We start from the raw sequence: 22,198 nt of genomic DNA, 5'->3' as shown, positions 1-22,198 counted from the left end.
AGGGAAAGAATGATACTCGGGAGAATTAGCGCATGAGCATATCCGAAGCGACACCAGGGATGGACGCGGCGCCGGTCGATCGCGGACCGGATGACCGCGCGTTTCTGGGACATCCTAAAGGACTCGGATACCTGTCATTCGTCGAGGGCTGTGAACGCTTCTCCTATTACTCCATGCAGACACTGCTCGTGCTCTACATGGTCAAATATCTGTTGCTCCCAGAAAATATGGGCAATGTGATTGGCCTCTCCTTTCTGCAAAACAGCTATTATGGTGGGCTCGAAGGACAGCCTTTGGCCTCGGCGATTTTCGGAGATTACACCGCGCTGGTTTACCTGACCCCGATTTTGGGCGGAATAATCGCAGACCGATGGCTGGGGCGGCGCGCTACCCTGATCTGGGGGGCGCTAATCATGGCCCTCGGCCATTTCCTGATGGCGTTCGAAGGCACCTTCCTGTTTGCACTGCTCGCACTGGTGGTCGGCGTAGGTCTCTTCAAAGGCAATATCGCGAGCCAGGTTGGCGAACTGTATGATGACAAAGATCTCCGCCGGGCGATGGCGTTCCAGATTTTCTACATCGCCATCAATGTCAGCGTCATCGCGGCGCCGTTGGTATCGGGCACGCTGGGTGAAAAGGTAGGCTGGCACTGGGGCTTTGGCACTGCGGGCATTGTGATGGTTGCGGGCCTTTTCATCTACCTGGCTGCCGGGCCATGGCTACCTGCTGATAACAAACCAGCCAAAGGGGAAAAGGCCGCCTCGGTTCCGATGAGCCAAAAGGATTGGTTGCGTGTGTTGGCACTCGTCCTGCTCGTGCCGGTTCTCGCGGTTTCACTTCTCACCAACCAGGAAATCTTCAACGCCTATCTCGTCTGGGCCGACGAGCATTTTGCGCTGACCTTCATGGGAGAAACACTGCCGACGAGTTGGATGATCACCGTCGATGCAACGCTCAGCTTTTCAATGCTGGTTGCCGTTGCCGCTTTCTACAAATGGTATGGCACGAAGTGGAAAGAGCCCGATGAACTGGGCAAGATGGTAATTGGTAGCTTTTTCACCATTGGTGGCGGGCTGTGCCTGTATATCGCCGCTGTTACGCAGGGCGATGGCAAGATCGGATTGTTCTGGCCGCTAATGTTCCACCTGCTTAACAGCATCGGTTTTTCGCACATCCTGCCTGTCAGCCTGGCGCTGTTCACCAAATTGGCGCCCAAGGCAATCAACGCAACGATTATCGGGATTTACTATCTCGCCTTTTTCGCAGCCAACAAGATCGTAGGCACTATTGGCGGATGGTATTCGACGATGGATACACCCACTTTCTGGCTGGTCCATGTGGCGAGCGCAGCTGTCGGCCTTGTGGCTTTCGCCTTCTTCAAATTCGTGCTGGCGAAGCGTCTGATGGGCGACACCCAAACGGCCTGATTAATCGCTTTCCGCTTCAGCTTGCCTTTAAAGCACTGAAGCGGATGCTCGCTGAAAAGGTTTCACCGGGAGCAACAACAGGCATATCGCCTTGGTCTCTGTTCACAGAATCCGTGCGATGCGCCACGGGTTCAAAGCAGAAAAATGTCTGACCTTGCGGTACATAAAGCTGCGCGTGCGGCAAGTCCGACTCTATATCCAGGCCAAGGGCTCTACCCGCCCATGAAATCTCAGCCTCGCCATGCCAGTCGGTGTAGAGATTGTCGAAAGGCTGCTCACCAACAGGCCGGGCGAGCGCAAAATTGCGGGGGCCTTCAACTGCAGTTTCGGACACCGGCAAATCGTCATTACCATTTTCGCAAAAGCCGGAAGCCGTAAACTGCAAGCTGGCCCCTGCGCTGTCGAAATAGGGATGGTGTCCGAATGAAAGCGGCACGGCTTCGTCTGCCAGATTTCGGGCTAACAAATCCAACGTAAGACTATCAGGCCCTAGCTTGAACCGCTGCTCAGCCAAAAATGGCCAAGGCCAATCGGCATCGTCAATATGCGAATATCGTAGCACGGCAAAATCCGCTTCGCTCTCGACGACATCCCAACCATGCAACCAACCCACGCCATGGATGGAATGCGGCATTGCGATCGGATGTGGTTGCAGTCGTATTTGCCGGCCATTCCATTCGAACCGACCATTCATAATGCGGTTTGAATAGGGTACCAGCGGATAGGATGCGGCCTGCAAGGGATCGCCTTGAGACGTCGCTGCCCGCAACATGTACTGGCCGGCAACACGCCAGCTTCCAATGCTTCCACCTGCAAGAGGCAACAGGCTGCACGCGCTGTCACCCCTTGCGAGTTGGAGTATCATTCCATTTCCAGGATGATCGCATCAACCGCCAGACTGTCTCCCGCCTTGGCATTGACCGATTTGACCACACCGGATTTTTCGGCGCGCAGGATATTCTCCATCTTCATCGCCTCGACAATCGCCAGCGGTTGCCCTGCCTCCACCTTGTCGCCGACATCGACATGCACGGCAGTAATCAGGCCCGGCATCGGGCAGATCAGGAACTTGGAGAGATCTGGCGGGATCTTTTCGATCATGTGCGCCGATAGCGGTGCAATGTGCGCAGGCAAGCAGACCACGCTGTGGCTCGCTCCACGCGTCGTCATCTTGAAACCGGACCCGGATTTGCTCACCTTGACTGCCAGGCTTTCACCATTGGCAATGGCATGCACCATCCGCGCGCCGGGGGTGTAATCGGTCTGCAGTTCCATCTTTTGGCCATCGACCGTGACTTGGCCATTGTGGACGATCACGTCATGCTTCTGCTTGTCGACCGAAACCTGCCAATGGCGGATAGCGGCGAGATTATCGCCCAATTGGCCATCGATGTAGCGCGCACGTTCCGAATTGCTGGTCGCTACAACGCCCCCAATCGCGCACAATTTGCGGATCAGGTCTTCCGAAGCAGGCGCGCCCGCAAAACCATCGGGATATTCCTCGGCAATGAAGCCTGTGGTCAGCTCGCCCGAGCGGAAACGAGGATGCTGCATGATTGCGGAGACGAAATCGATATTGTGGCCGAGGCCTTCAAGTTCAAAGCGGTCAAGCGCCGCGACCTGCTTGTCCGCCGCTTCGTCACGGGTCTTGCCCCAGGTGATCAGCTTGGCGATCATCGGGTCGTAGAACATGCTGACTTCGCCGCCATCGGCAACGCCATCGTCGACGCGCACCCCATCAACGCCGCGAATATCCCCTGCCCAGCCTGGCACCGGCGGGTTGTAGCGCACGATACGGCCCGTCGACGGTAGGAAGCCGCGATAGGGATCTTCGGCATAAACGCGGTTCTCGATCGCCCAACCATCGATCTTGATGTCATCCTGCGACATGGCGAGCTTCTCGCCATAGGCAACGCGGATCATCTGTTCGACCAGGTCGATGCCGGTGATGCATTCGGTAACCGGATGCTCCACCTGAAGGCGGGTGTTCATTTCGAGGAAGTAGAAGCTCTCCCCCGTCGGGTCTGCACCCGATACAATCAGTTCGACCGTACCCGCGCTATAATAACCAACCGCCTTGGCGAGTGCGACGCATTGTACACCCATCGCTTTGCGCATCTTGGGGGTTACGAAGGGCGACGGCGCTTCCTCGACCACCTTCTGGTGGCGGCGCTGGATGCTGCATTCGCGTTCGTTGAGGTAGAGAATGTTCCCATGCTTGTCGCCGAGGATCTGGATTTCGATATGACGCGGGTTGAGGATGAATTTCTCGATGAAAACGCGGTCATCGCCAAAGCTGTTGAGGCCTTCGCGCTTCACACTCTCAAAATTCTCGCGCACTTCCTGCTCGCTATAGGCAAGCCGCATCCCCTTGCCACCGCCGCCGGCAGACGCCTTCATCATCACCGGATAGCCAATCTCGTTCGAGATGCGCACCGCATGCTCGGTATCCTCGATTTCGCCGACGAAACCGGGGACGACATTGACGCCCGCTTCCATCGCGAGCTTCTTGGATTCAATCTTGTCGCCCATCGCCGCAATCGCGTTCACCGGCGGGCCGATAAAGGCGATGCCTTCTGCCGCCAGCGCCTCGGCAAAGCTCGTGCGTTCCGACAGGAAGCCATAGCCCGGATGCACCGCTTCGGCGCCAGTTGCCTTGCACGCCTCGATAATCTTGTCGGCGATCAGATAGGACTGTGCGGCAGGCGAAGGCCCGATATGCACTGCTTCATCGGCGTCGAGCACGAACGGCGCGCGTGCATCAGCATCCGAATAGACAGCTACCGTCTGGATACCCATGCGACGGGCGGTCTTGATAACACGGCGAGCAATTTCCCCGCGGTTAGCGATGAGGATTTTTTTGAACATTATATTTCTTCCTGTGACTGCATTGGCAGCCGATCTGCTGCGTTCACATTTTCATTGAGTCTACGAAAAGTTGTCGCACTAACGCTTCGTTGCCCGGTCCGAAAAACGGGAAGAGATTTTCTTATTGGCTCTTCTGGGCCGTTGTATATGACTTCACCGAAACATTCGTCGTAGTTGAAATGGAAAAAGAGCAAGTGATCTGCTTTGGTTTCGACCAACCGGAAAGCTGCGCCGCGCGCAGTTCCACTTGCCTTTACCTGAACCGAGCGGCCATCCGGCGCGTAACCGTCTATTCCTTCATTGCTGCGTCCAGTCAGTTTTAATGCGAATAACTCAGAAGCGACAGCCTCACCTAGATCGCCAACGAGATTTCCGTCAAAAGTGAAATGGAGGTCTATCTCACTAAAATGCGCTTTCAGCTCATTTCTTGCCGCCACTAACTTGCGAACGGAAGGGGGAAGCTCAAATCTCACTCCGCTGCCTCCAACGCCTTGCAAGCCCGCAAAGGTTCCTCGGCCTCCATCGGCACCAGCCCAAGCTTCGTCATCAACGCCGCATCCTTGTCGTCACCTGCATTGGCCGCAGTCAGCAGCTTGTCGCCGGTGAAGATGCTGTTCGCGCCCGCCATGAAGCACAGCGCCTGTGTTGCCTCGCTCATGCTCTCACGGCCAGCGCTCAGGCGCACCATGCTTAGCGGCATTGTGATGCGGGCAACGGCAATGGTTCGGACGAATTCTATATCATCGATCTTGGCGAGCGGCGTATCCGCGAGCATATCGCCCAGCACGGTTCCCTTCACGGGCACCAACGCGTTTACCGGCACGCTCTCTGGATGCTGTGGCAATGTTGCCAGCGTGTGGATGAAGCCTACCCGGTCAGCGCGAGTTTCGCCCATGCCGACAATGCCGCCGCTACACACATTGATGCCCGCCTTGCGGACATGATCGAGCGTGTCGAGACGGTCCTGCATCGTGCGCGTGGTGATGATGTCGTTATAGCGCTCGGGCGACGTATCGATATTGTGGTTGTAATAATCGAGCCCCGCTTCGGCGAGCATATCGGCCTGTTTGGGCGTCAACATCCCCAGCGTCATGCAGGTTTCCATGCCCATGGCGCGCACCGATTTCACGATCTCGACAATTGCGGGCATGTCGCGATCCTTGGGGTTGCGCCAGGCAGCCCCCATGCAAAATCGCTTCGAGCCTGCATCGGCGGCTTGCGCTGCCTTTTGGAGGACCTGCTGCACTTCCATCAGCTTGGTGGCCTCGACGCCGCTGTCGGCCTTCACCGACTGGCTGCAATAACCGCAATCTTCAGGGCAGCCGCCGGTCTTGATGCTGAGCAGGGTACATAACTGGATCTGCCCAACCGCATGGTGCGCGCGGTGCACGGTTGCAGCCTGAAAGACCAGCTCATCAAAAGGCAGGTCGAACAGTGCGGCGATTTCTTCGCGCGTCCAATCGGTACGAATGGTCACGCGGCTTCTCCCAATGGCGGCATGTTGTGACCGAGCAGAGTGAGCACATCTGCAGCGCATTCGACGACATTGCTGCCCGGGCCGTAAATGCCCTGAACCCCTGCATCGCGGAGGAAATCATAATCCTGCGGCGGGATGACACCGCCGGCGATTACCTTGATGTCGCTGCGGCCATTTTCGCGCAGGCGGTTGATCAGTTCGGGGATAAGCGTCTTGTGCCCGGCGGCAAGGCTCGAAGCGCCGACAATGTCGACATTCTCGCTCAATGCCAGCACCACCGTCTCTTCGGGTGTCTGGAACAGCGGGCCGGACACCACGTCGAAGCCCATATCGGCAAAGGCCGAGGCGATGACATTCGCCCCGCGATCATGCCCGTCCTGCCCCATCTTAGCGACGAGAAGCTTGGGCTTGCGACCAAGGCGGCGTTCAACAGCGGCGACGCCTTCCAACACCTGATTGTAGCGCGCGTCGCCTTCATAGGCCGCGCCGTAAATGCCCTTCACCGGGGTTGGCGTAGTGCCATGACGGCCAAAGACCGCCTCCATGGCATCCGAAATTTCGCCCAGCGTCGCGCGTTCACGGGCCGCTTCGACGGCAAGTTCAAGGAGGTTGCCCTTCCCCTTCGCAGCTTCGGTCAGCGCAGCCAGCGCAGCACGGCATTTGGCTTCATCGCGCGTCTCGCGAACGCGCTTCAGGCGCGCAATCTGGCCTTCGCGAACTGCGTGGTTATCCACTTCCAGCGTTTCGAGCTGGTCTTCGCTGGCGAGGCGGTATTTGTTGACGCCGACGATCACATCCTCGCCCCGGTCAACACGGGCCTGGCGCGCGGCAGCAGCCTCCTCGATCATCGCCTTGGGCCAACCTGCGGCGACCGCCTTGGCCATGCCGCCTTCGGCTTCGACGCGCTCGATAATCTCCCACGCCTTGTCGACCAGTTCCTGCGTCAGCGCCTCGATATAGTAGGACCCACCCAGCGGATCGACGACATTGCACATGCCGGTTTCTTCCTGGATCACGATCTGCGTGTTGCGCGCGATGCGTGCGGAGAAATCGGTGGGTAGCGCAATCGCCTCATCAAGCGCGTTTGTGTGGAGCGACTGGGTACCACCCAGCATCGCAGCCATCGCTTCGATCGTGGTGCGGATGACGTTGTTATAGGGGTCCTGCTCCTGCAGCGACACACCTGACGTCTGGCAATGAGTGCGCAGCATCTTCGAACGTTCGTCCTGCGCGCCCAGCTTGGTCATCACCCGGTGCCAAAGCACGCGTGCTGCGCGCAATTTGGCAACTTCCATGAAGAAGTTCATGCCGATGGCGAAAAAGAAGCTCAGGCGGCCTGCGAACTTGTCGATATCGAGGCCCGACGCGACGCCATATTTCACATATTCCATGCCGTCGGCGATGGTGAAGGCGAGTTCCTGCACCTGCGTCGCCCCAGCCTCCTGCATGTGATAGCCGGAGATCGAGATGCTGTTGAATTTGGGCATGTTCGCCGAAGTGTAGGCAAAAATGTCCGAGATGATCCGCATGCTTGGTTCGGGCGGGTAGATGTAGGTGTTGCGAACCATGAACTCTTTGAGGATGTCGTTCTGGATGGTTCCGTCGAGCTGCTCGGTCGGAACGCCCTGTTCCTGACCCGCCACGATGAAGAAGGCGAGGATCGGTATCACCGCACCATTCATCGTCATCGAAACCGACATCTGGTCGAGCGGGATGCCGTCGAACAGGATTTTCATATCCTCAACGCTGTCGATCGCCACACCCGCCTTGCCGACATCGCCGACAACGCGCGGGTGATCCGAGTCATAGCCACGGTGGGTGGCAAGGTCGAAAGCCACCGAAAGGCCCTTTTGCCCGGCAGCAAGGTTGCGGCGATAAAAGGCGTTCGATTCCTCAGCGGTCGAAAAGCCTGCATATTGGCGGATTGTCCAAGGCCGACCTGCATACATCGACGCACGCACACCGCGGGTGAATGGCGCGAAACCAGGCAGACCCGGATCGGCCGTCACATCCTCTGCCGTATAAAGCGGCTTCACGGCAATCCCTTCGGGCGTGTGCCAAGTCAGGTCTTTGCCTTTGACCTCTTTTGCGGCGGCGGTCTGCCAATCGGACAGGCTGTTCTTACTCATCAATGCACCATTCAAGCTGCGGCACTGGGCCGGGCGGATACGCGCGCATGCCAAGCGCGCAAGGAAGTGAGATCGCCCGACATGGCGATGCCAATGAAACTGGCGAAATCGACCGTGGTCAAAAGCAATATGTCGGCAATTGTATATTCGTCGGTGGCGATAAACTCGCGACCCTGCAAAGCCGTATCGAAAAAACGCATGGCTTCATCCGCGCGTGGCCGGTTGGCTTCGCCCCATTCGGTATTGCGGCCTGGCAAGCGGGCGGTGAACGGATGGGTATGCACCCAGACCGCGCCCACCGGTGGCATCAGGATCATTTCAACACGGCGGCTCCACATTTCGACCAAGGCCTGCTCGCGCGGATCGCGACCGAACAAAGGCGGTTCGGGATGCATGCCTTCGAGATAGCGGCAAATGGCAACGCTTTCGGCAATCACCGTCCCGTCATCGAGTTGCAATGCGGGGGTTTGGCCGCGCGGGTTCAATGCCAGAAATTCGTCGGACTTATGCTCGCGATCGGGGATTGAGAGGTCGCGCGTGGGTAGCGCGATCCCCTTCTCCGCCGCAAAAATGCGGACCCGCCGCGGGTTAGGCGCCGGATTAGGGCTGTTATAGAACAGCATCAACGTCCCTTGAATTCAGCCTTGCGCTTTTGCAGGAAAGCAAGGCCGCCTTCGCGGGCATCCTCGCTTGCTCCGGCAACGCGCTGGCCTTCAGCTTCGGCGAGCAGCACTTGCGACAGATTGCCGTCGAGCGCGGTCTGGATGTTCGCCTTCATCGTCGAATAGGAAACGGTCGGCCCTTCGGACAGCTTGGTGGCCAGCGCCATGGCTTCATCCATCAGGGCAGCATCGTCGACCGCCTTGTAAATCAGGCCCCAATCCTCCGCCTGCTCCGCGCCGATTTTTTCACCGAGCATCATCATGCGGGTCGCGCGGGCACGGCCAATCGCGCGGGCGAGAAGCCAGGTCGAACCGCCATCGGGCACGAGGCCAATATTGACGAAGGCCTGCAGGAAATAGGCGCTCTTTGCCGCCAGCACGAAATCGCCTGCAAGAGCGATCGAGCAGCCGACACCCGCAGCAGCACCATTGACCGCTGTGATGACTGGCACCGGGCAGCGCAGGATCTGCGTGATCAAGGGGTTATAGTAATTTTGGAGCGCACGGTGGCTGCCGCCCTTTTGCTGGATCGGGCTGACTTCGCCGCGTGCCGCAAGGTCCGCGCCCGAGCAAAAGCCTTTGCCTGCGCCGGTGATAAGCACCGCACGCGCACCGTCGAGGTCGTAAAAGGCAGCGCCCAGTTCCTCAGCCAACGGGATCGATGCCGCATTCAAACGGTCGGGGCGGTTCAGCGTGATTACCAGAACGTCGCCTTTGCGTTCGGTCAGGATGGTTTCGTAAGTCATTGTCTCTCCATTTCCTCTCTCAAATCTCAATGCGCCTCTTTTGGCGTCTCCATGATTTCGGTCAGCACCCCGCCCATATCCTTGGGATGCACAAAGAAGATCAGCGTGCCATGCGCGCCGATGCGCGGTTCACCCAGCACACGTTTGCCCATCGCCTCGAACTCGGCCTTAGCGACATGGATATCAGGCACCTCGTAACAGACATGGTGCTGCCCGCCCTGCGGGTTCTTCTCAAGGTAACCGGCGATGCTGGTGTTGCCGGGAAGCGGCTCGATCAACTCGATCTGCGTGCCGTTGAGCGCCCCGTTTGCACCCGGCGTATCGACAAAGCACACCTTCACCCCCTGCTCGGGCAGGTCAAACGGTTCATGGATTTTCGCCGCGCCCATCACATCACGGTAAAAAACGATGCTATCCGCAATGCAGGGCGTTGCGACGCCGATATGATTGAGACGGCCTAGTTTCATTCGATCATTCCATTCATAAACCAGTAGCTAATTGTGCAAACCATGCTGATTGCAATGCCCGAGTTCAAAACTGTAATTCCCCAAAAATTGGCTGGATTTTCAATTCGATCAAACTCTTCAAATTCGATAAATGCGATTGGAATTCGGGTAAATCCGTCACGCAGACCTTTCGTTGCAGTGTAGCCGAACACGAATGCAATGCCGAGGAGCACCAACACTGCGTAACGGTCAATCATCACAACGGAATGTTATCGTGCTTCTTCCAAGGGTTCTCCAACTGCTTGTTGCGCAGTTTGCGAAGCCCCAGCGCAATTCGCCGCCGCGTCGAATGCGGGTGGATCACCTCGTCGATGAAGCCCTTGCTTGCAGCGACGAAGGGGTTTGCGAAGCGGTCTTCATATTCCTTGGTGCGCTCGGCGATTTTTTCGGGGTCGCCAATGTCGCTGCGGAAGATGATTTCCACCGCGCCCTTCGCGCCCATCACCGCGATTTCGGCGGTGGGCCAGGCATAGTTCAAATCGCCGCGCAGATGCTTTGACGCCATCACGTCATACGCGCCGCCATAGGCCTTACGGGTGATGACGGTGATCTTGGGAACTGTCGCCTCGGCATAGGCGAAAAGCAGCTTCGCACCATGTTTGATGATGCCATTATATTCCTGCGCGGTGCCGGGAAGGAAGCCGGGCACGTCAACAAAGGTGATGATCGGAATGTCAAAGGCATCGCAGAAGCGGACGAAGCGCCCTGCCTTTTTCGAACTGTTGATATCGAGCACGCCCGCCAGCACCAAAGGCTGGTTGGCAACGATACCCACGGTGCGTCCCTCGATCCGGCCAAAGCCGATAACGATATTGCCCGCATAGCCCGGTTGCAGTTCAAAGAAATCGCCTTCGTCGACCACCTTGGTGATCAGTTCCTTGATGTCATAGGGAACGGTCGCGCTAGCCGGTATCAGCGTATCGAGGCTGGGCTCGATACGATCCCATGGATCGTCGGTGGGCCGTTCGGGAACGCCGCTGCGGTTGTTTTCCGGCAGCAAGTCAAAGAAATCGCGCACTGCGAGCAGCGCTTCGATATCATTCTCGAATGCATTATCGGCCACGCCCGATTTTGTGGTGTGCGTCACCGCACCTCCCAATTCTTCCTGCGTGACGACTTCGTTGGTCACGGTCTTCACAACATCGGGGCCAGTGACGAACATGTAGCTCGAATCCTTCACCATGAAGATGAAGTCTGTCATCGCTGGCGAATAGACGGCACCACCTGCGCAAGGCCCCATGATCACGCTGATCTGCGGCACCACACCACTGGCCAGCACATTGCGCTGGAACACCTCGGCATAGCCGCCGAGCGACGCCACACCTTCCTGGATGCGCGCACCGCCGCTGTCGTTAAGGCCGATAACCGGAGCGCCGACCTTCATCGCCATATCCATCACCTTGCACATTTTCTGTGCAAAGCGTTCGGAAAGCGAACCACCGAAGACGGTGAAATCCTGGCTGAAGACATAGACCAGACGGCCATTGATCGTGCCGCTGCCGGTGACCACACCATCGCCGGGGATCTTCTGCTCCTCCATGCCGAAGTCGGTGCAGTTATGTTCGACATACATGTCGATCTCTTCAAAGCTGCCCTCATCCAACAGGATCGACAGGCGTTCGCGTGCAGTCAGGCGGCCTTTGGCATGCTGCGCATCTATGCGCTTTTGCCCGCCACCCAGCATCGCTTGCGCGCGGCGCTTCTCCATTTCGGCGATATTTGCGGACATATACTCCCCCGAAAATTCAACAAAGCATGTGCTCAACCCGATTTTTGAGGTCATGTCCAATGTGAAATTGCAAAGTTGCAAAGTTGCAGTTTGCAAAGTAGTGAATTTGCAGGAAACAGGAGACTGCACATGTCGAAGCGCAGGGTTTTTGCTGGCGATAAACTCAAATCGCTCCGCGCCGAACATGGCCTGCGTCAGGCGGAACTGGCTGAGAAACTGGGTATTTCGGTATCCTATCTTTCGCAGATCGAACATGACGATCGGCCTTTGACCCCTGCTTTGTTGGAAATGCTTTCGCGCAACTTCCCGCTAGACTGGAATGTCGATGAAGGCGATGCCGCCACGCGCCGCTTTGCAGCCCTGCGCGAAGCAGCAGCCGATCCTCTATTTCCCAACCCGCTCTCGCCCGAGCAACTGGCACGAATTTCGGAACAACAGCCAGCGCTCGCAGACCAGTTCATTGCATTGCACCAGGCCTATCTACATGCTGGGCAACGCCTGCAAATCGTCGATGAGGCTTTATCGAACGACACGGCAGGCGGATCCCGATTGCCGTGGGAGGAAGTGCGAGACTGGTTCCACAATTCAGGAAATTATGTCGATATTCTCGACCGTGCCGCAGAGGCACTGGGCGATAAGCTCCGCGGAGCACAACTAACCCCGGACGTAACGGCACTCGAACAGCACATCCGTAGCGCACTTTCGATTTCACTGATCTACTCACAACATGCCGGCCTGCGTGATTTTGACCCACAAATGGGCCATCTGGTGATCGACCAAAGCCAGCCCGCCGAGAGCCGCCGTTTCCAGTTGGCGCACCAATTGGCCGCGACTGCCTTACGCAGCGAAATCAGCCAGGTTGTTGAGGGCGCAAAGTTACGTGCCGCGGCGTCGCGCCAATTGCTCTCAGTCGGCCTCGCCAATTACGCGGCAGGCGCGATCCTGATGCCCTACCGGCGTTTTCGCGAAGAAGCGCGCGCGGTGCGACACGATATCGACCGGCTATGCCAAGCCTTTAATGTCAGCTTTGAGCAAGCTTGCCACCGACTGTCGACGCTGCAACGCCCCAATGCGCGCGGCGTGCCCTTCTTCTTTTGCCGGGTCGATATGGCGGGCAATATCACCAAGCGGCACAGCGCCACGCGGCTGCAGTTTGCCCGCTTTGGTGGCGCCTGCCCTTTATGGATTGTGCACGAAGCAGTGGCGATACCTGACCGCATCCTCGTCCAGCTCGCCGAAACACCCGATGGCGTGCGCTATGTCTCAATGGCCAAGGGATTGGTGAAGCCGTCGGGCAGCTATGACCGCGCCCCACGCCGTTACGCCGTCGCGCTGGGCTGTGAAATCGACCATGCACGCGAATTCATCTACGCCGACGGGCTCGACTTAACCGGGCGCAACGCTACAAAAATCGGTATCAGTTGCCGCCTTTGTCCACGCCCCGACTGCGACCAGCGCGCTTTCCCACCCAGCGACCGCGAAATCATCGTCGATCCCGATCGTCGCAGTGTGGTGCCTTACCGGATCGGTTAGCTTTTCACCAAACCCAAGCGGATCATGTCGCGCGCGGTATCAAGGATGCTTTCCTTGGGATCGCGGGTTTGCCAGCCCAATACATCTTTCGCATGCTGCGCAGACGTATCGCGGACATTGTCGAGTTCACCGACGACCTGACGGATTACCGGGTCGAAAAGGGCCGATAGCCGGACAAGGAAATTGGGCAGCTTGCGCGACGGCACTTTCCGGCCATCTGGCCCAAGGCCCTTTTTCATGATGGCTGCCACATCGCGCATCCATAAGAACGGACCTGCGGCAACGAAGCGCTCGCCGGCCATGTTCGGCGCGGTGAGGCAGCGAACGTGGAGGTCAGCAACATCGCGCACATCGACAACCGAAAAGCCGAGATTGGGCAAGCCAGGCAGTGAACCATCGAGCAGTTTCTTGATCGCCTCAAGCGACGTGGAAAAATCCGCGGCGAGCAATGGGCCGAGTACGAGCGATGGATTGATCGTCACAAATTCCATCTCCGGCGCATTGGCCGCCACCCAATCGCGCGCCGCTCTTTCGGCAATGGTTTTGGACTTCACATAGGCATAGGCATCGGGGCTGTTAACATCGGTCCAATCAGCCTCGGTGAAATGCTGTTTTCCCTTGCCATGCCCATAAGCAATTGCGGCAACCGACGAGGTCATCACAAAGCGCTTTATCCCCGCAGCATGGGCAAAACGAAGTGCCCGGAGTGCGCCTTCACGCGCAGGAACGATCAGCTCATCGTTACTTTTCGGCGCATTCGACGGAAGCGGAGATGCGACATGCGCGACATGGGTGCATCCTGCCATAGCTTCTGCCCAGCCATCATCGCTCATTAAATCGGCGGCAAAGAATTTGAGTTTGCTGTTATCGACGCCAAGCCATCCGCGCACCTCTTCCTCACGCGCGAGATTTCGGATGCTCGTATGAACCGTCCAGCCCTCGGCAATCAGTTGCTTGATGAGGAAGCCCGCGATGTAGCCGCTACCGCCCGATACAAAAACCTGTCCCGCCATCTGCCATCTCCTCTATACGGAGATTTAGCAGATAGGTTGCAACCTGCAACCAGATTTATTTCATCAGAACAAGCTCTTCCGCCATACTGGGATGAAGTGCCACAGTATCATCAAATGCCTGTTTGGTGAGCCCCGCCTTTACGGCGATAGCGGCAGCTTGCAGGATTTCGGCGCTGTCCGGGCCGATCAGGTGCAGCCCCACAACCTTGTCGGTCTTTCCATCAACGATCATCTTGTACAGTGCGCGTTCGTTGCGCCCCGCGAGGACATTTTTCATGGCTCGGAAATCGCTTTTATAGACTTTGACATCGCCAAGCGTCGCCCGGGCCTCTTCCTCAGTCAAGCCGACGCCAGCGATTGGAGGATTTGAGAATACCGCTGTTGGAATGGCCCCATAGTCGATTGTCCGCGGATTTTTGCCGAACACGGTGTCGGCAAAGGCGTGACCTTCGCGAATGGCAACCGGCGTCAGTTGCACCCGGTTTGTGACATCGCCGACGGCAAAAACTCCGGCCACATTGGTCCGATTATATTCGTCGACAATTACGGCGCCGTCTTTATCGAGCGCAACGCCAAGTGCCTCCAGACCCAGATCCTTAGTCTTGGGAACACGTCCAATGGCGAACAGCACCAAGTCGGTTTCGACATCGGCACCATCGCCACTTTCGACCATAAACGAACCGTCAGCCTGTTGGCGTATGGCGGGACATTTGAAGTTGAACCTGATGTCGATGCCCTTTTCTCGGCTGATTCCTACTAGTTTTTCGACAATTTCCTGATCATAGCTGCGCAGCATCTTGTCGCCACGTGTCACCAGCGTCACTTCAACACCCAGTTCATTGAAGATGCCTGCAAATTCATTGGCGATATAGCCTGCCCCCGCAATCACCGCGCGTTTGGGGAGTTGTTGGAGATGGAACACCTCATTGGAGGTGATGCCAAATTCCGCGCCTGGAATATCCGGTATCGAGGGCCAAGCACCGGTTGCAATCAGGATATTGGCCGCGCTGACCTCCGTGCCGTCCGCCAGGCGGACCAAGTTCGGCCCGGCAATTACCGCACGTTGGCGGAAAATCTCCACCTTCGCATTGCCCAGTGTCTGGCCGTACAGCCCTTCGAGCCGATCGACTTCGGACGCAACATTGTCGCGCAGCGTTGGCCAGTCAAAGGTCGCACCGGTGGTATTCCAACCAAAACGCTGCGCATCGGCCAAGTCTTCGGCAAAGTGCGAACCATAAACGAGCAGCTTCTTGGGAACACAGCCACGAATGACGCAGGTGCCACCAACGCGATACTCCTCTGCGACTGCTACCCTTGCGCCGTGCGACGAAGCAATGCGCGCGGCACGCACGCCGCCTGAACCCGCACCAATGACAAACAAGTCGTAATCAAATGCCATATTTCATTCCTTTGCGTGCCATATGGCAACGCGAGGCAGAAATGCCAATCGAAAATGCTGTTTGGCCTGATAGGCTTGATTGTTACAATCCGGCTGCGGCGATCAAGGCAGAGGTTGATGGATCAAAACCATCAGGCCCATTTTCCGCTATGCCGCGCGCGATTTCCTTGCCCAGTTCCACGCCGAACTGGTCGAATGGGTTGATCCCCAGCAATACCGCATTTGCAAAGGTGCGATGCTCATAAAAGGCAATAAGGGCACCAACGGCTGACGGCGTGACGTCGTCTAGCAGGATCGTGGTCGAAGGCCGGTTGCCGGCATAGCTCCGCGCCTTGTCTGCACTATCCCGTCCCCGCATCAATGCTGCGCCCTGCGCGAAACAATTGATGAGCAAGGTTTCATGATGCGCCGGATCGAAATCATGCCCCGGGGTCTTGCTGGCGATGAATTCCACCGGGATGGTATGTGTGCCCTGGTGCAGCAACTGGAAAACCGCGTGCTGGGCATCGGTGCCAACGCCGCCCCACGTCACCGGAGCGGTAGGGCGATCCAACTGCTTGCCATCGGCGGTTACCGATTTGCCATTAGATTCCATCTCAAGCTGCTGGAGATAGTCGGGCAACAACCTCAAGCGTTCATCATAAGCGAAAACCGCGCGGGTCTGGCACTTTCGCGCTTGCGCATAATACAGATCCGCAAATGCAGCTTGTACTGGAGCATTCTGCGCCAGCGGCGCGGAGCGGAAATGGCGATCCATTTCCGCAGCCCCTTCAAGCAGCTCCTCAAACGCAGCCCAGCCCAAAGCCGCCGCAACCGGAAAGCCGATTGAGCACCAAAGCGAGTAGCGCCCACCGACGCTCTCTGCAAAAGGCAGGATGCGGCTTTGATCGACGCCCCATTCCATCGCCTTTTCGGGCGCTGCAGTCAGCGCGATGACCTGTCCATAGGGGTCTTCAACGCCGCCATCGCGTAACCATTCGAGTGCGCTTTCCGCGTTCATCAGCGTTTCTGTGGTTGTGAAGGTCTTGGAAGCAACCGCAACCAGTGTCGCCTTGGGGTCCATATCCTTGATTGCTTCGGCGAGTGCGGTCGCGTCGACATTGGAAACGACCTTTGTGTCGAAACGCAAACCATCGCGTCCGAGGGCATCGATGAGCAGCTTCGGGCCAAGCGCTGAACCGCCAATACCGATATGCAGGATATGATTGATCTCGCCAAATGCGCCCGCTTCGATCACTTCGATCAGCCCGCGCATCCGGTTTTGCAGCGCCTTTGCCTGTACCACATCATCTGCCGAACCATTGCCGCGTTCGGCAGCATGGGTGGCGGCCCGACCTTCGGTTGTGTTGATCACCGCGCCCGAAAACAGCTTCTCACGGGCTCCATCGATGTCCATCGCAGTTGCCAGTTCTGCAAAGACCGCCTGCAAATCAGCATCCAGATGGGTCTTTGAAAAATCGAAACGCAGTCCCGATTGCGAAATAGTCATCATGTCGACGCGCGTCGCATCCTCATCGAACAATGCTTCCAAAGTCTTGGCAGGCATGTTTTCGATGGCAGCCCATATATTTGCGGTCATTGTATTTTCCTTGGAACGGAGAATCTCGGCACTGGCCAATAGCGCGGACGCTTATTAGAAGGCCAGTGCCGTAACATCGGCAAATGCATGAAATCGAATGTCGGGGCATCGCAATTGACTGAAACCACAGAGACCCAAAATGCCGATGCCGGCAAAAGCAACGCCTCCGAATGGCGCGAATATGGGCTTTTCCTGCTGAAGCTGGCGGCTTTGGTCCTGATTTTCCGCAGCTTTATCTTTGCACCTTTCAACATTCCGTCGGAATCGATGCATCCGCGCCTCTTGATTGGCGATTACCTGCTCGTTTCCAAATGGCCCTACGGCATTTCTCGCTATAGCTTCCCGCTGTCACCGGAAGTTTTCGAGGGAAGGGTGTTCGGCCAATTGCCCGCGCGCGGTGATGTGGTTGTGGTGCGTGCGCCAGGCGATGCCAATGTCGATTATATCAAACGTGTAATCGGCCTTCCCGGCGATGTCGTGCAGATGCGTGCCGGCATTTTGGAGATCAACGGCAAGCCTGTGAAGAAAGAACGGGTTGGCGATTTTGTCACCCCGGTCACTCAGGGGATGCGCGATGCGGCGGCGCTGGAAGGGACAGCCTATCCGTGCTGGAAACCTGAATATGAGCAGCCAGCCAGCGGTGGCGGAACCGAGTGTCGCTATCCGCAATATCGCGAAACGCTACCCGAGGGGAAAAGCTATCTCTCGCTCGATATCGAACCTTATCAAAAAGGCGATGACACCGATCCGATCATAGTGCCGGAAAACCAGTTGCTGTTGATGGGCGATAATCGCGATCGCAGCGCCGATAGCCGCTATCCCGCAGATGGCATTTGGCTTGGGCTTGTCCCCACAGAAAACCTTATAGGCCGCGCGCAATTCGTCGTTTTTTCGACCGATGGCTCTGCCCGTTGGTTGCTCCCATGGACTTGGTTCTCCGCAGCGCGCTGGGATCGCATCGGCAAAGGCTTTTGACCTTGCCTGACCTTTCAACCTGGCTTGAGGATATCGTAGGCGCATCGCCCACCGACTTGCGACTGTTCGAACAGGCGCTGACCCATGGCAGCACGGGTGCGGCGCACTACCAGCGGCTCGAATTTTTGGGGGACCGCGTCTTGGGATTGGTCGCAGCTTCGATGCTCTTCCAGCGCTTTCCAGAAGAACCAGAAGGCCGCCTGTCGCATCGCCTCAATGCATTGGTCGCTGGAAGCACCTGTGCTGAGGTTGCCCGGGAAATAGGCCTACAGGCCCATATGCGGCTCGGCAAGCAGGCACGCGATGATGGTGCCAAGGAAAGCGACTATGTGCTGGGTGACATGGTCGAAGCGTTGATCGGGGCGATCTACCTCGACCTAGGCCTTGATCGCGCGCGCAGCTTTATTGAGCGTTATTGGCGCCCCTTGCTCGAATCCGCCAAAGCCGCACCAAAGCACCCGAAATCGGCGTTGCAGGAATGGTGTGCCGCGAACAATCGCAAAGTGCCCGAATATGAGGTGACGCACAAAGAAGGCCCGCCGCATGCGATGCGCTTTGAAGTGACAGTTACGGTAAAAGGCTTTGACCCGGTATCGGCAACAGCCAATAGCAAACAGGCGGCTGAAACTGCCGCCGCCAAGGCCTTTCTGGAGAAAAATGCATGACACAGCGTTGCGGCCATGTCGCCATTATCGGCGCGCCCAATGCAGGCAAGTCGACCCTCGTCAATGCGTTGGTCGGGCAAAAGGTGGCGATCGTCAGCCCCAAGGCGCAGACGACCCGCACCCGCCTGATGGGCATTGCCTTGGAGGGGGACGCGCAGATCATCCTCGTCGACACGCCGGGCATTTTTGCACCCAACCGCCGGCTCGATCGGGCCATGGTGGCCGCTGCGTGGGAAGGTGCGTCTGACGCGGACCTGATCCTGATGGTGGTCGATGGCCGCGCCGGAGCTGGGCCTAAGGTCGAGAAAATCCTCGAAGGATTGGTAAACCGGCCCGAGAAGAAATGGCTGGTGCTCAACAAGGTTGATATCGCAGCGAAGGAAAAGCTGCTCGCGCTCACCGAAAAAATCCTCGGCCTGTGTCCGTTTGAGCAAATATATTATGTCAGCGCATCGACGGCAGACGGCCTGGCAGAGCTGAAATCAGCCATTGGAGCAGCGATGCCGGAAGGCGAATGGCATTTCCCCGAAGATCAGGTTTCCGATGCGTCCGAACGCCTCGCCGCGGCCGAAATCACCCGCGAGCAGCTTTACCTGCAATTGCATGAGGAACTGCCCTATGCGAGCACGGTCGAAACCGAAAAATATTCGGAACGGCCCGACGGCAGCATCGAAATCTACCAGCAGATTCTGGTCGAGCGCGAAACACAACGGGCCATCGTGCTTGGCAAGGGCGGCAGCCGGATCAAAGCGATTGGTGCCGCAGCGCGCAAAGAAATTGGCGATTTGATGGGCGTTCCCGTCCATCTCTACCTTCACGTCAAGGTGAAGGCAGGATGGGACGAAGACCGCGGGGTCTATCGAGACATGGGGCTCGATTGGGTCGAGTAGCTATTTCTTTTTAGCGGCCGCTTTTTTGGCAGGCGCTTTTTTAGCCGCAGCCTTTTTCTTGCCCTTGCCGTTCGCTGGCCCCTTTGCTGCGCGTTCGTCGATCAACTGCGCGGCTTCTTCAAGCGTCAGTTCATCGGGAGCCACGGTTTTGGGCAATGTTGCGTTGGTCGTGCCGTCGGTGACATAGGCGCCATAGCGGCCATCCATCAATTTGATCTCGGCATCGGTGCGCGGATGTTTGCCCAGCACCTTCAAAGGCTCTCGCGAGCCGCCATTGCGCGCGCGGCCACCGCCATTGGCGGCTTCGGCAAGTTTGACAACCGCAGCATTCATGCCGGTTTCAAAGACGTCCATGGTCGATTGCAGCCGCGCATATTTGCCCTGATGCGCCAGATAGGGTCCATAACGGCCGATGCTGGCGGTAACAGGCTCTCCGCTTTCGGGGTGGTTGCCGATCGTGCGTGGCAAGGACAGCAGTTTGATTGCCCAATCGAGCCCGAAATCTTCCGCCGGAATATCCTTTGGGATAGAGGCACGCGCAGCTTCCTTGCCCTCGCCCATTTCTACATAGGGGCCGAAACGACCTGACTTGCGGCTGATTTCCTGACCAGTTTCCGGATGATTTCCAAGCACTTCTGGGCCATCTGACGTCATGCCGTCAGCGCCGCCGGGCTGGGCGAATTTGCGGGTGAATTTGCATTCCGGATAGTTGGAACAAGCGACAAATGCGCCAAAACGACCACCGCGCAGCGCGAGTTTGCCAGAGCCACATTTAGGACAAATCCGTGGATCGGTGCCATCCTCCCGTTCAGGAAAAAGGTAAGGCGCGAGGAACTTGTCGAGTTCTGCCGTGATATCCGAGGGCTTTTGCTCCAGCACCTCGGCGGTTTTCGGTTTGAAATCGCGCCAGAACGCCTCGAGCACGCGCTGCCAGTCGGCATCGCCCGCACTGATTTCATCCAACTGGTCCTCAAGGCCAGCGGTGAAATCATAGGCGACATAGCGATCGAAGAACCTTTCGAGAAATGCTGTTAAAAGGCGGCCAGATTCCTCTGCAAAGAAACGATTTTTTTCCACTCGCACATAAGCACGATCCTTGAGGACCTGGATGATCGAGGCGTAGGTTGACGGACGACCAATACCCAATTCCTCCAGCCTTTTGACAAGGCTCGCCTCTGAATAGCGCGGCGGCGGTTGGGTAAAGTGCTGCACCTTCTCGACCGATTTCTTTGCCGGCACGTCGCCCTTTTCGAGCACGGGAAGCAAGGCGCCATTTTCGTCGTCCTTGTCGTCGATACCCTCCTCATAAAGCGCAAGGAAGCCAGGAAACTTCACAACCTGACCAGTCGCGCGCAGCCCGATCCGGCCTGTACCGTCAAGCATGTCGACCGTCGTCCGCTCCATCCGCGCCGACGCCATTTGGCTGGCCAGAGCGCGCTTGTAGATCAGGTCATACAACTTGGCATGATCGCCCGACCCCGCCTTGTCTTTACCGAAATCGGTGGGACGAATGGCTTCGTGCGCTTCCTGCGCGTTTTTTGCCTTAGTTTGGTAAACCCGAGGTTTGTCGGGCAGATAGCCGGCATCATAGCGGCTAGCGATGGCACCGCGCGCTGCCGAGATAGCGCTCGGGTCCATCTGGACGCCATCGGTACGCATATAAGTGATCGCACCATCTTCGTAGAGATTCTGGGCGATCCGCATCGTGTGGCTGGCAGAAAAACCAAGCTTGCGGGCTGCTTCCTGTTGCAGCGTTGAGGTCGTGAAAGGCGGCTGTGGATTGCGCGTCACCGGCTTGGTTTCAACGCTATCGACGCTGAAATGTCCGGCTTCGACGGCGGCGCGCGCTTCTTCGGCGCTGCCTTCTACTCCCAATGCCATTTTGTCGAGTTTCTCGCCCTTGAAGCGAACCAGGCGGGCATCAAAGCCCTGTCCCTTATGCTCCATCTTGGCGGTAACTGACCAATATTCCTGCGGCCGGAAGGCTTCAATCTCACGATCACGTTCGACGATCAGGCGCAACGCCACCGATTGCACGCGCCCGGCAGATTTCGCCCCCGGGAGTTTGCGCCACAGCACAGGCGACAGGGTGAAGCCGACAAGGTAATCGAGCGCACGGCGGGCGCGATAGGCATCGATCAGGTCATGATCGAGTTCGCGCGGATGGGCCATTGCCTCGGTAACCGCCTGTTTGGTGATTGCATTGAAGGTGACGCGTGCGACATTCTTGGGCAGTGCCTTTTTCTTCTCCAGCACTTCCTGCACATGCCAGCTGATTGCTTCCCCCTCGCGATCAGGGTCGGTTGCGAGGATCAGGCCATCGGCCTTCTTTGCCTCGTCTGCGATGGCTTTCAGTTGCTTGGCCTTGTCTGGGTAATTGTCCCACAACATGGCAAAGCCGTTTTCGGGATCTACCGATCCGTCCTTGGGCGGCAGATCGCGGACATGGCCATAGGAGGCCAGCACCTTATATCCGCTTCCCAGATACTTCTCGATTGTCTTCGCTTTGGCGGGTGATTCGACAACGACTAACTTCATGGATTTATGTTTCTTTTCTCACACTCTCACGTACGCGCATAAATTGGCGGGGTGGTTTCGGG

General features: G+C 57.4%; 19 protein-coding genes. 5 read left to right on the top strand and 14 right to left on the bottom strand.

The features are described 5' to 3' along the window. Positions 1 to 32 precede the first annotated feature (32 nt). Positions 33 to 1,427, top strand: a complete 1,395-nt coding sequence (locus ACFSAG_RS02945; protein WP_381511228.1) for a peptide MFS transporter — start codon at positions 33 to 35, stop codon at positions 1,425 to 1,427. A 16-nt stretch (positions 1,428 to 1,443) separates the two neighbouring features. On the opposite strand, the gene ACFSAG_RS02940 is transcribed toward ACFSAG_RS02945, so the two are convergent. The 10 genes from ACFSAG_RS02940 to ACFSAG_RS02895 are packed head-to-tail and all read right to left on the bottom strand — an operon-like array spanning position 1,444 to position 11,544. Beyond that, entirely contained in the window at positions 1,444 to 2,292 is an 849-nt protein-coding gene (locus ACFSAG_RS02940; protein ID WP_381511226.1) for an aldose 1-epimerase, read from the bottom strand. Next, on the bottom strand, positions 2,289 to 4,295 hold the full coding sequence (locus tag ACFSAG_RS02935; protein WP_381511224.1) for an ATP-binding protein: 2,007 nt from the start codon (positions 4,293 to 4,295) through the stop codon (positions 2,289 to 2,291). The genes ACFSAG_RS02940 and ACFSAG_RS02935 overlap by 4 nt, the downstream gene beginning before the upstream one ends. Further along, on the bottom strand, positions 4,295 to 4,768 hold the full coding sequence (locus ACFSAG_RS02930; RefSeq protein ID WP_381511222.1) for a DUF6998 domain-containing protein: 474 nt from the start codon (positions 4,766 to 4,768) through the stop codon (positions 4,295 to 4,297). Before ACFSAG_RS02930 ends, ACFSAG_RS02935 begins: the two co-directional genes overlap by 1 nt. Further along, positions 4,765 to 5,832, bottom strand: a complete 1,068-nt coding sequence (gene bioB / locus ACFSAG_RS02925; protein ID WP_381511220.1) for a biotin synthase BioB — start codon at positions 5,830 to 5,832, stop codon at positions 4,765 to 4,767. Before bioB ends, ACFSAG_RS02930 begins: the two co-directional genes overlap by 4 nt. Beyond that, positions 5,769 to 7,901, bottom strand: coding sequence for a methylmalonyl-CoA mutase (scpA, locus tag ACFSAG_RS02920; RefSeq protein WP_374611048.1), 2,133 nt, complete (start codon positions 7,899 to 7,901; stop codon positions 5,769 to 5,771). The genes bioB and scpA overlap by 64 nt, the downstream gene beginning before the upstream one ends. An 11-nt stretch (positions 7,902 to 7,912) precedes the next feature. Continuing rightward, a complete protein-coding gene (locus tag ACFSAG_RS02915; RefSeq protein WP_381511283.1) occupies positions 7,913 to 8,524 on the bottom strand; it encodes a glutathione S-transferase family protein in 612 nt (203 codons plus the stop codon). Then, positions 8,524 to 9,309 carry an enoyl-CoA hydratase-related protein gene (locus tag ACFSAG_RS02910; RefSeq protein WP_374611045.1) on the bottom strand — a complete coding sequence of 262 codons (786 nt, stop codon included), beginning with the start codon at positions 9,307 to 9,309 and terminating at the stop codon, positions 8,524 to 8,526. The genes ACFSAG_RS02915 and ACFSAG_RS02910 overlap by 1 nt, the downstream gene beginning before the upstream one ends. 26 nt (positions 9,310 to 9,335) lie before the next feature. Continuing rightward, positions 9,336 to 9,776 (bottom strand): methylmalonyl-CoA epimerase, encoded by a 441-nt coding sequence (gene mce / locus ACFSAG_RS02905; RefSeq protein WP_381511218.1) that lies wholly within the window; start codon positions 9,774 to 9,776, stop codon positions 9,336 to 9,338. After that, positions 9,773 to 10,012 (bottom strand): hypothetical protein, encoded by a 240-nt coding sequence (locus tag ACFSAG_RS02900; protein ID WP_381511216.1) that lies wholly within the window; start codon positions 10,010 to 10,012, stop codon positions 9,773 to 9,775. Before ACFSAG_RS02900 ends, mce begins: the two co-directional genes overlap by 4 nt. Next, positions 10,012 to 11,544, bottom strand: a complete 1,533-nt coding sequence (locus ACFSAG_RS02895) for an acyl-CoA carboxylase subunit beta (RefSeq protein WP_374611041.1) — start codon at positions 11,542 to 11,544, stop codon at positions 10,012 to 10,014. The genes ACFSAG_RS02900 and ACFSAG_RS02895 overlap by 1 nt, the downstream gene beginning before the upstream one ends. A gap of 129 nt (positions 11,545 to 11,673) precedes the next feature. Between ACFSAG_RS02895 and ACFSAG_RS02890 the strand changes: the two genes are divergently transcribed. Further along, complete coding sequence (locus ACFSAG_RS02890) at positions 11,674 to 13,077, top strand: short-chain fatty acyl-CoA regulator family protein (protein ID WP_381511214.1); 1,404 nt, start codon at positions 11,674 to 11,676, stop codon at positions 13,075 to 13,077. Here ACFSAG_RS02890 and ACFSAG_RS02885 read toward each other — a convergent pair. From ACFSAG_RS02885 to pgi, 3 genes are all read right to left on the bottom strand, one after another. Beyond that, positions 13,074 to 14,090, bottom strand: coding sequence for an SDR family oxidoreductase (locus ACFSAG_RS02885; RefSeq protein ID WP_381511212.1), 1,017 nt, complete (start codon positions 14,088 to 14,090; stop codon positions 13,074 to 13,076). The two genes, ACFSAG_RS02890 and ACFSAG_RS02885, sit on opposite strands and share 4 nt — an antisense overlap. Before the next feature lie 55 nt (positions 14,091 to 14,145). Further along, positions 14,146 to 15,489 (bottom strand): glutathione-disulfide reductase, encoded by a 1,344-nt coding sequence (gene gorA / locus ACFSAG_RS02880; protein WP_381511210.1) that lies wholly within the window; start codon positions 15,487 to 15,489, stop codon positions 14,146 to 14,148. A gap of 82 nt (positions 15,490 to 15,571) precedes the next feature. Further along, a complete protein-coding gene (gene pgi, locus ACFSAG_RS02875; RefSeq protein ID WP_381511208.1) occupies positions 15,572 to 17,068 on the bottom strand; it encodes a glucose-6-phosphate isomerase in 1,497 nt (498 codons plus the stop codon). A gap of 114 nt (positions 17,069 to 17,182) precedes the next feature. Here pgi and lepB point away from each other — a divergent pair, with 114 nt between their 5' ends. The 3 genes from lepB to era are packed head-to-tail and all read left to right on the top strand — an operon-like array spanning position 17,183 to position 19,598. Next, positions 17,183 to 18,043 (top strand): signal peptidase I, encoded by an 861-nt coding sequence (gene lepB, locus ACFSAG_RS02870; RefSeq protein WP_381511206.1) that lies wholly within the window; start codon positions 17,183 to 17,185, stop codon positions 18,041 to 18,043. Beyond that, positions 17,992 to 18,708, top strand: a complete 717-nt coding sequence (gene rnc / locus ACFSAG_RS02865; protein ID WP_381511204.1) for a ribonuclease III — start codon at positions 17,992 to 17,994, stop codon at positions 18,706 to 18,708. The genes lepB and rnc overlap by 52 nt, the downstream gene beginning before the upstream one ends. Further along, positions 18,705 to 19,598, top strand: coding sequence for a GTPase Era (era, locus tag ACFSAG_RS02860; protein ID WP_381511202.1), 894 nt, complete (start codon positions 18,705 to 18,707; stop codon positions 19,596 to 19,598). Before rnc ends, era begins: the two co-directional genes overlap by 4 nt. On the opposite strand, the gene topA is transcribed toward era, so the two are convergent. Continuing rightward, positions 19,599 to 22,136 carry a type I DNA topoisomerase gene (topA, locus tag ACFSAG_RS02855; protein WP_381511201.1) on the bottom strand — a complete coding sequence of 846 codons (2,538 nt, stop codon included), beginning with the start codon at positions 22,134 to 22,136 and terminating at the stop codon, positions 19,599 to 19,601. It abuts the gene before it with no gap. Between the last annotated feature and the right edge of the window lie 62 nt (positions 22,137 to 22,198).

The organism is Sphingorhabdus buctiana, from assembly GCF_042680825.1.
GTDB classification, from domain to species: Bacteria; Pseudomonadota; Alphaproteobacteria; order Sphingomonadales; family Sphingomonadaceae; genus Sphingorhabdus_B; species Sphingorhabdus_B buctiana.
This window is presented reverse-complemented; position numbering and strand designations above follow the sequence as displayed.

Bases quoted from the DNA above. Each gene is read 5' to 3' on its own strand.
- ACFSAG_RS02945 (WP_381511228.1), top strand. From the start codon at position 33: ATGAGCATATCCGAAGCGACACCAGGGATGGACGCGGCGCCGGTCGAT.
- ACFSAG_RS02940 (WP_381511226.1), bottom strand. From the start codon at position 2,292: ATGATACTCCAACTCGCAAGGGGTGACAGCGCGTGCAGCCTGTTGCCT.
- ACFSAG_RS02935 (WP_381511224.1), bottom strand. From the start codon at position 4,295: ATGTTCAAAAAAATCCTCATCGCTAACCGCGGGGAAATTGCTCGCCGT.
- bioB (WP_381511220.1), bottom strand. From the start codon at position 5,832: ATGCGCTGCAGATGTGCTCACTCTGCTCGGTCACAACATGCCGCCATT.
- scpA (WP_374611048.1), bottom strand. From the start codon at position 7,901: ATGAGTAAGAACAGCCTGTCCGATTGGCAGACCGCCGCCGCAAAAGAG.
- ACFSAG_RS02915 (WP_381511283.1), bottom strand. From the start codon at position 8,524: ATGCTGTTCTATAACAGCCCTAATCCGGCGCCTAACCCGCGGCGGGTC.
- ACFSAG_RS02910 (WP_374611045.1), bottom strand. From the start codon at position 9,309: ATGACTTACGAAACCATCCTGACCGAACGCAAAGGCGACGTTCTGGTA.
- mce (WP_381511218.1), bottom strand. From the start codon at position 9,776: ATGAAACTAGGCCGTCTCAATCATATCGGCGTCGCAACGCCCTGCATT.
- ACFSAG_RS02900 (WP_381511216.1), bottom strand. From the start codon at position 10,012: ATGATTGACCGTTACGCAGTGTTGGTGCTCCTCGGCATTGCATTCGTG.
- ACFSAG_RS02895 (WP_374611041.1), bottom strand. From the start codon at position 11,544: ATGTCCGCAAATATCGCCGAAATGGAGAAGCGCCGCGCGCAAGCGATG.
- ACFSAG_RS02890 (WP_381511214.1), top strand. From the start codon at position 11,674: ATGTCGAAGCGCAGGGTTTTTGCTGGCGATAAACTCAAATCGCTCCGC.
- ACFSAG_RS02885 (WP_381511212.1), bottom strand. From the start codon at position 14,090: ATGGCGGGACAGGTTTTTGTATCGGGCGGTAGCGGCTACATCGCGGGC.
- gorA (WP_381511210.1), bottom strand. From the start codon at position 15,489: ATGGCATTTGATTACGACTTGTTTGTCATTGGTGCGGGTTCAGGCGGC.
- pgi (WP_381511208.1), bottom strand. From the start codon at position 17,068: ATGACCGCAAATATATGGGCTGCCATCGAAAACATGCCTGCCAAGACT.
- rnc (WP_381511204.1), top strand. From the start codon at position 17,992: ATGGACTTGGTTCTCCGCAGCGCGCTGGGATCGCATCGGCAAAGGCTT.
- era (WP_381511202.1), top strand. From the start codon at position 18,705: ATGACACAGCGTTGCGGCCATGTCGCCATTATCGGCGCGCCCAATGCA.
- topA (WP_381511201.1), bottom strand. From the start codon at position 22,136: ATGAAGTTAGTCGTTGTCGAATCACCCGCCAAAGCGAAGACAATCGAG.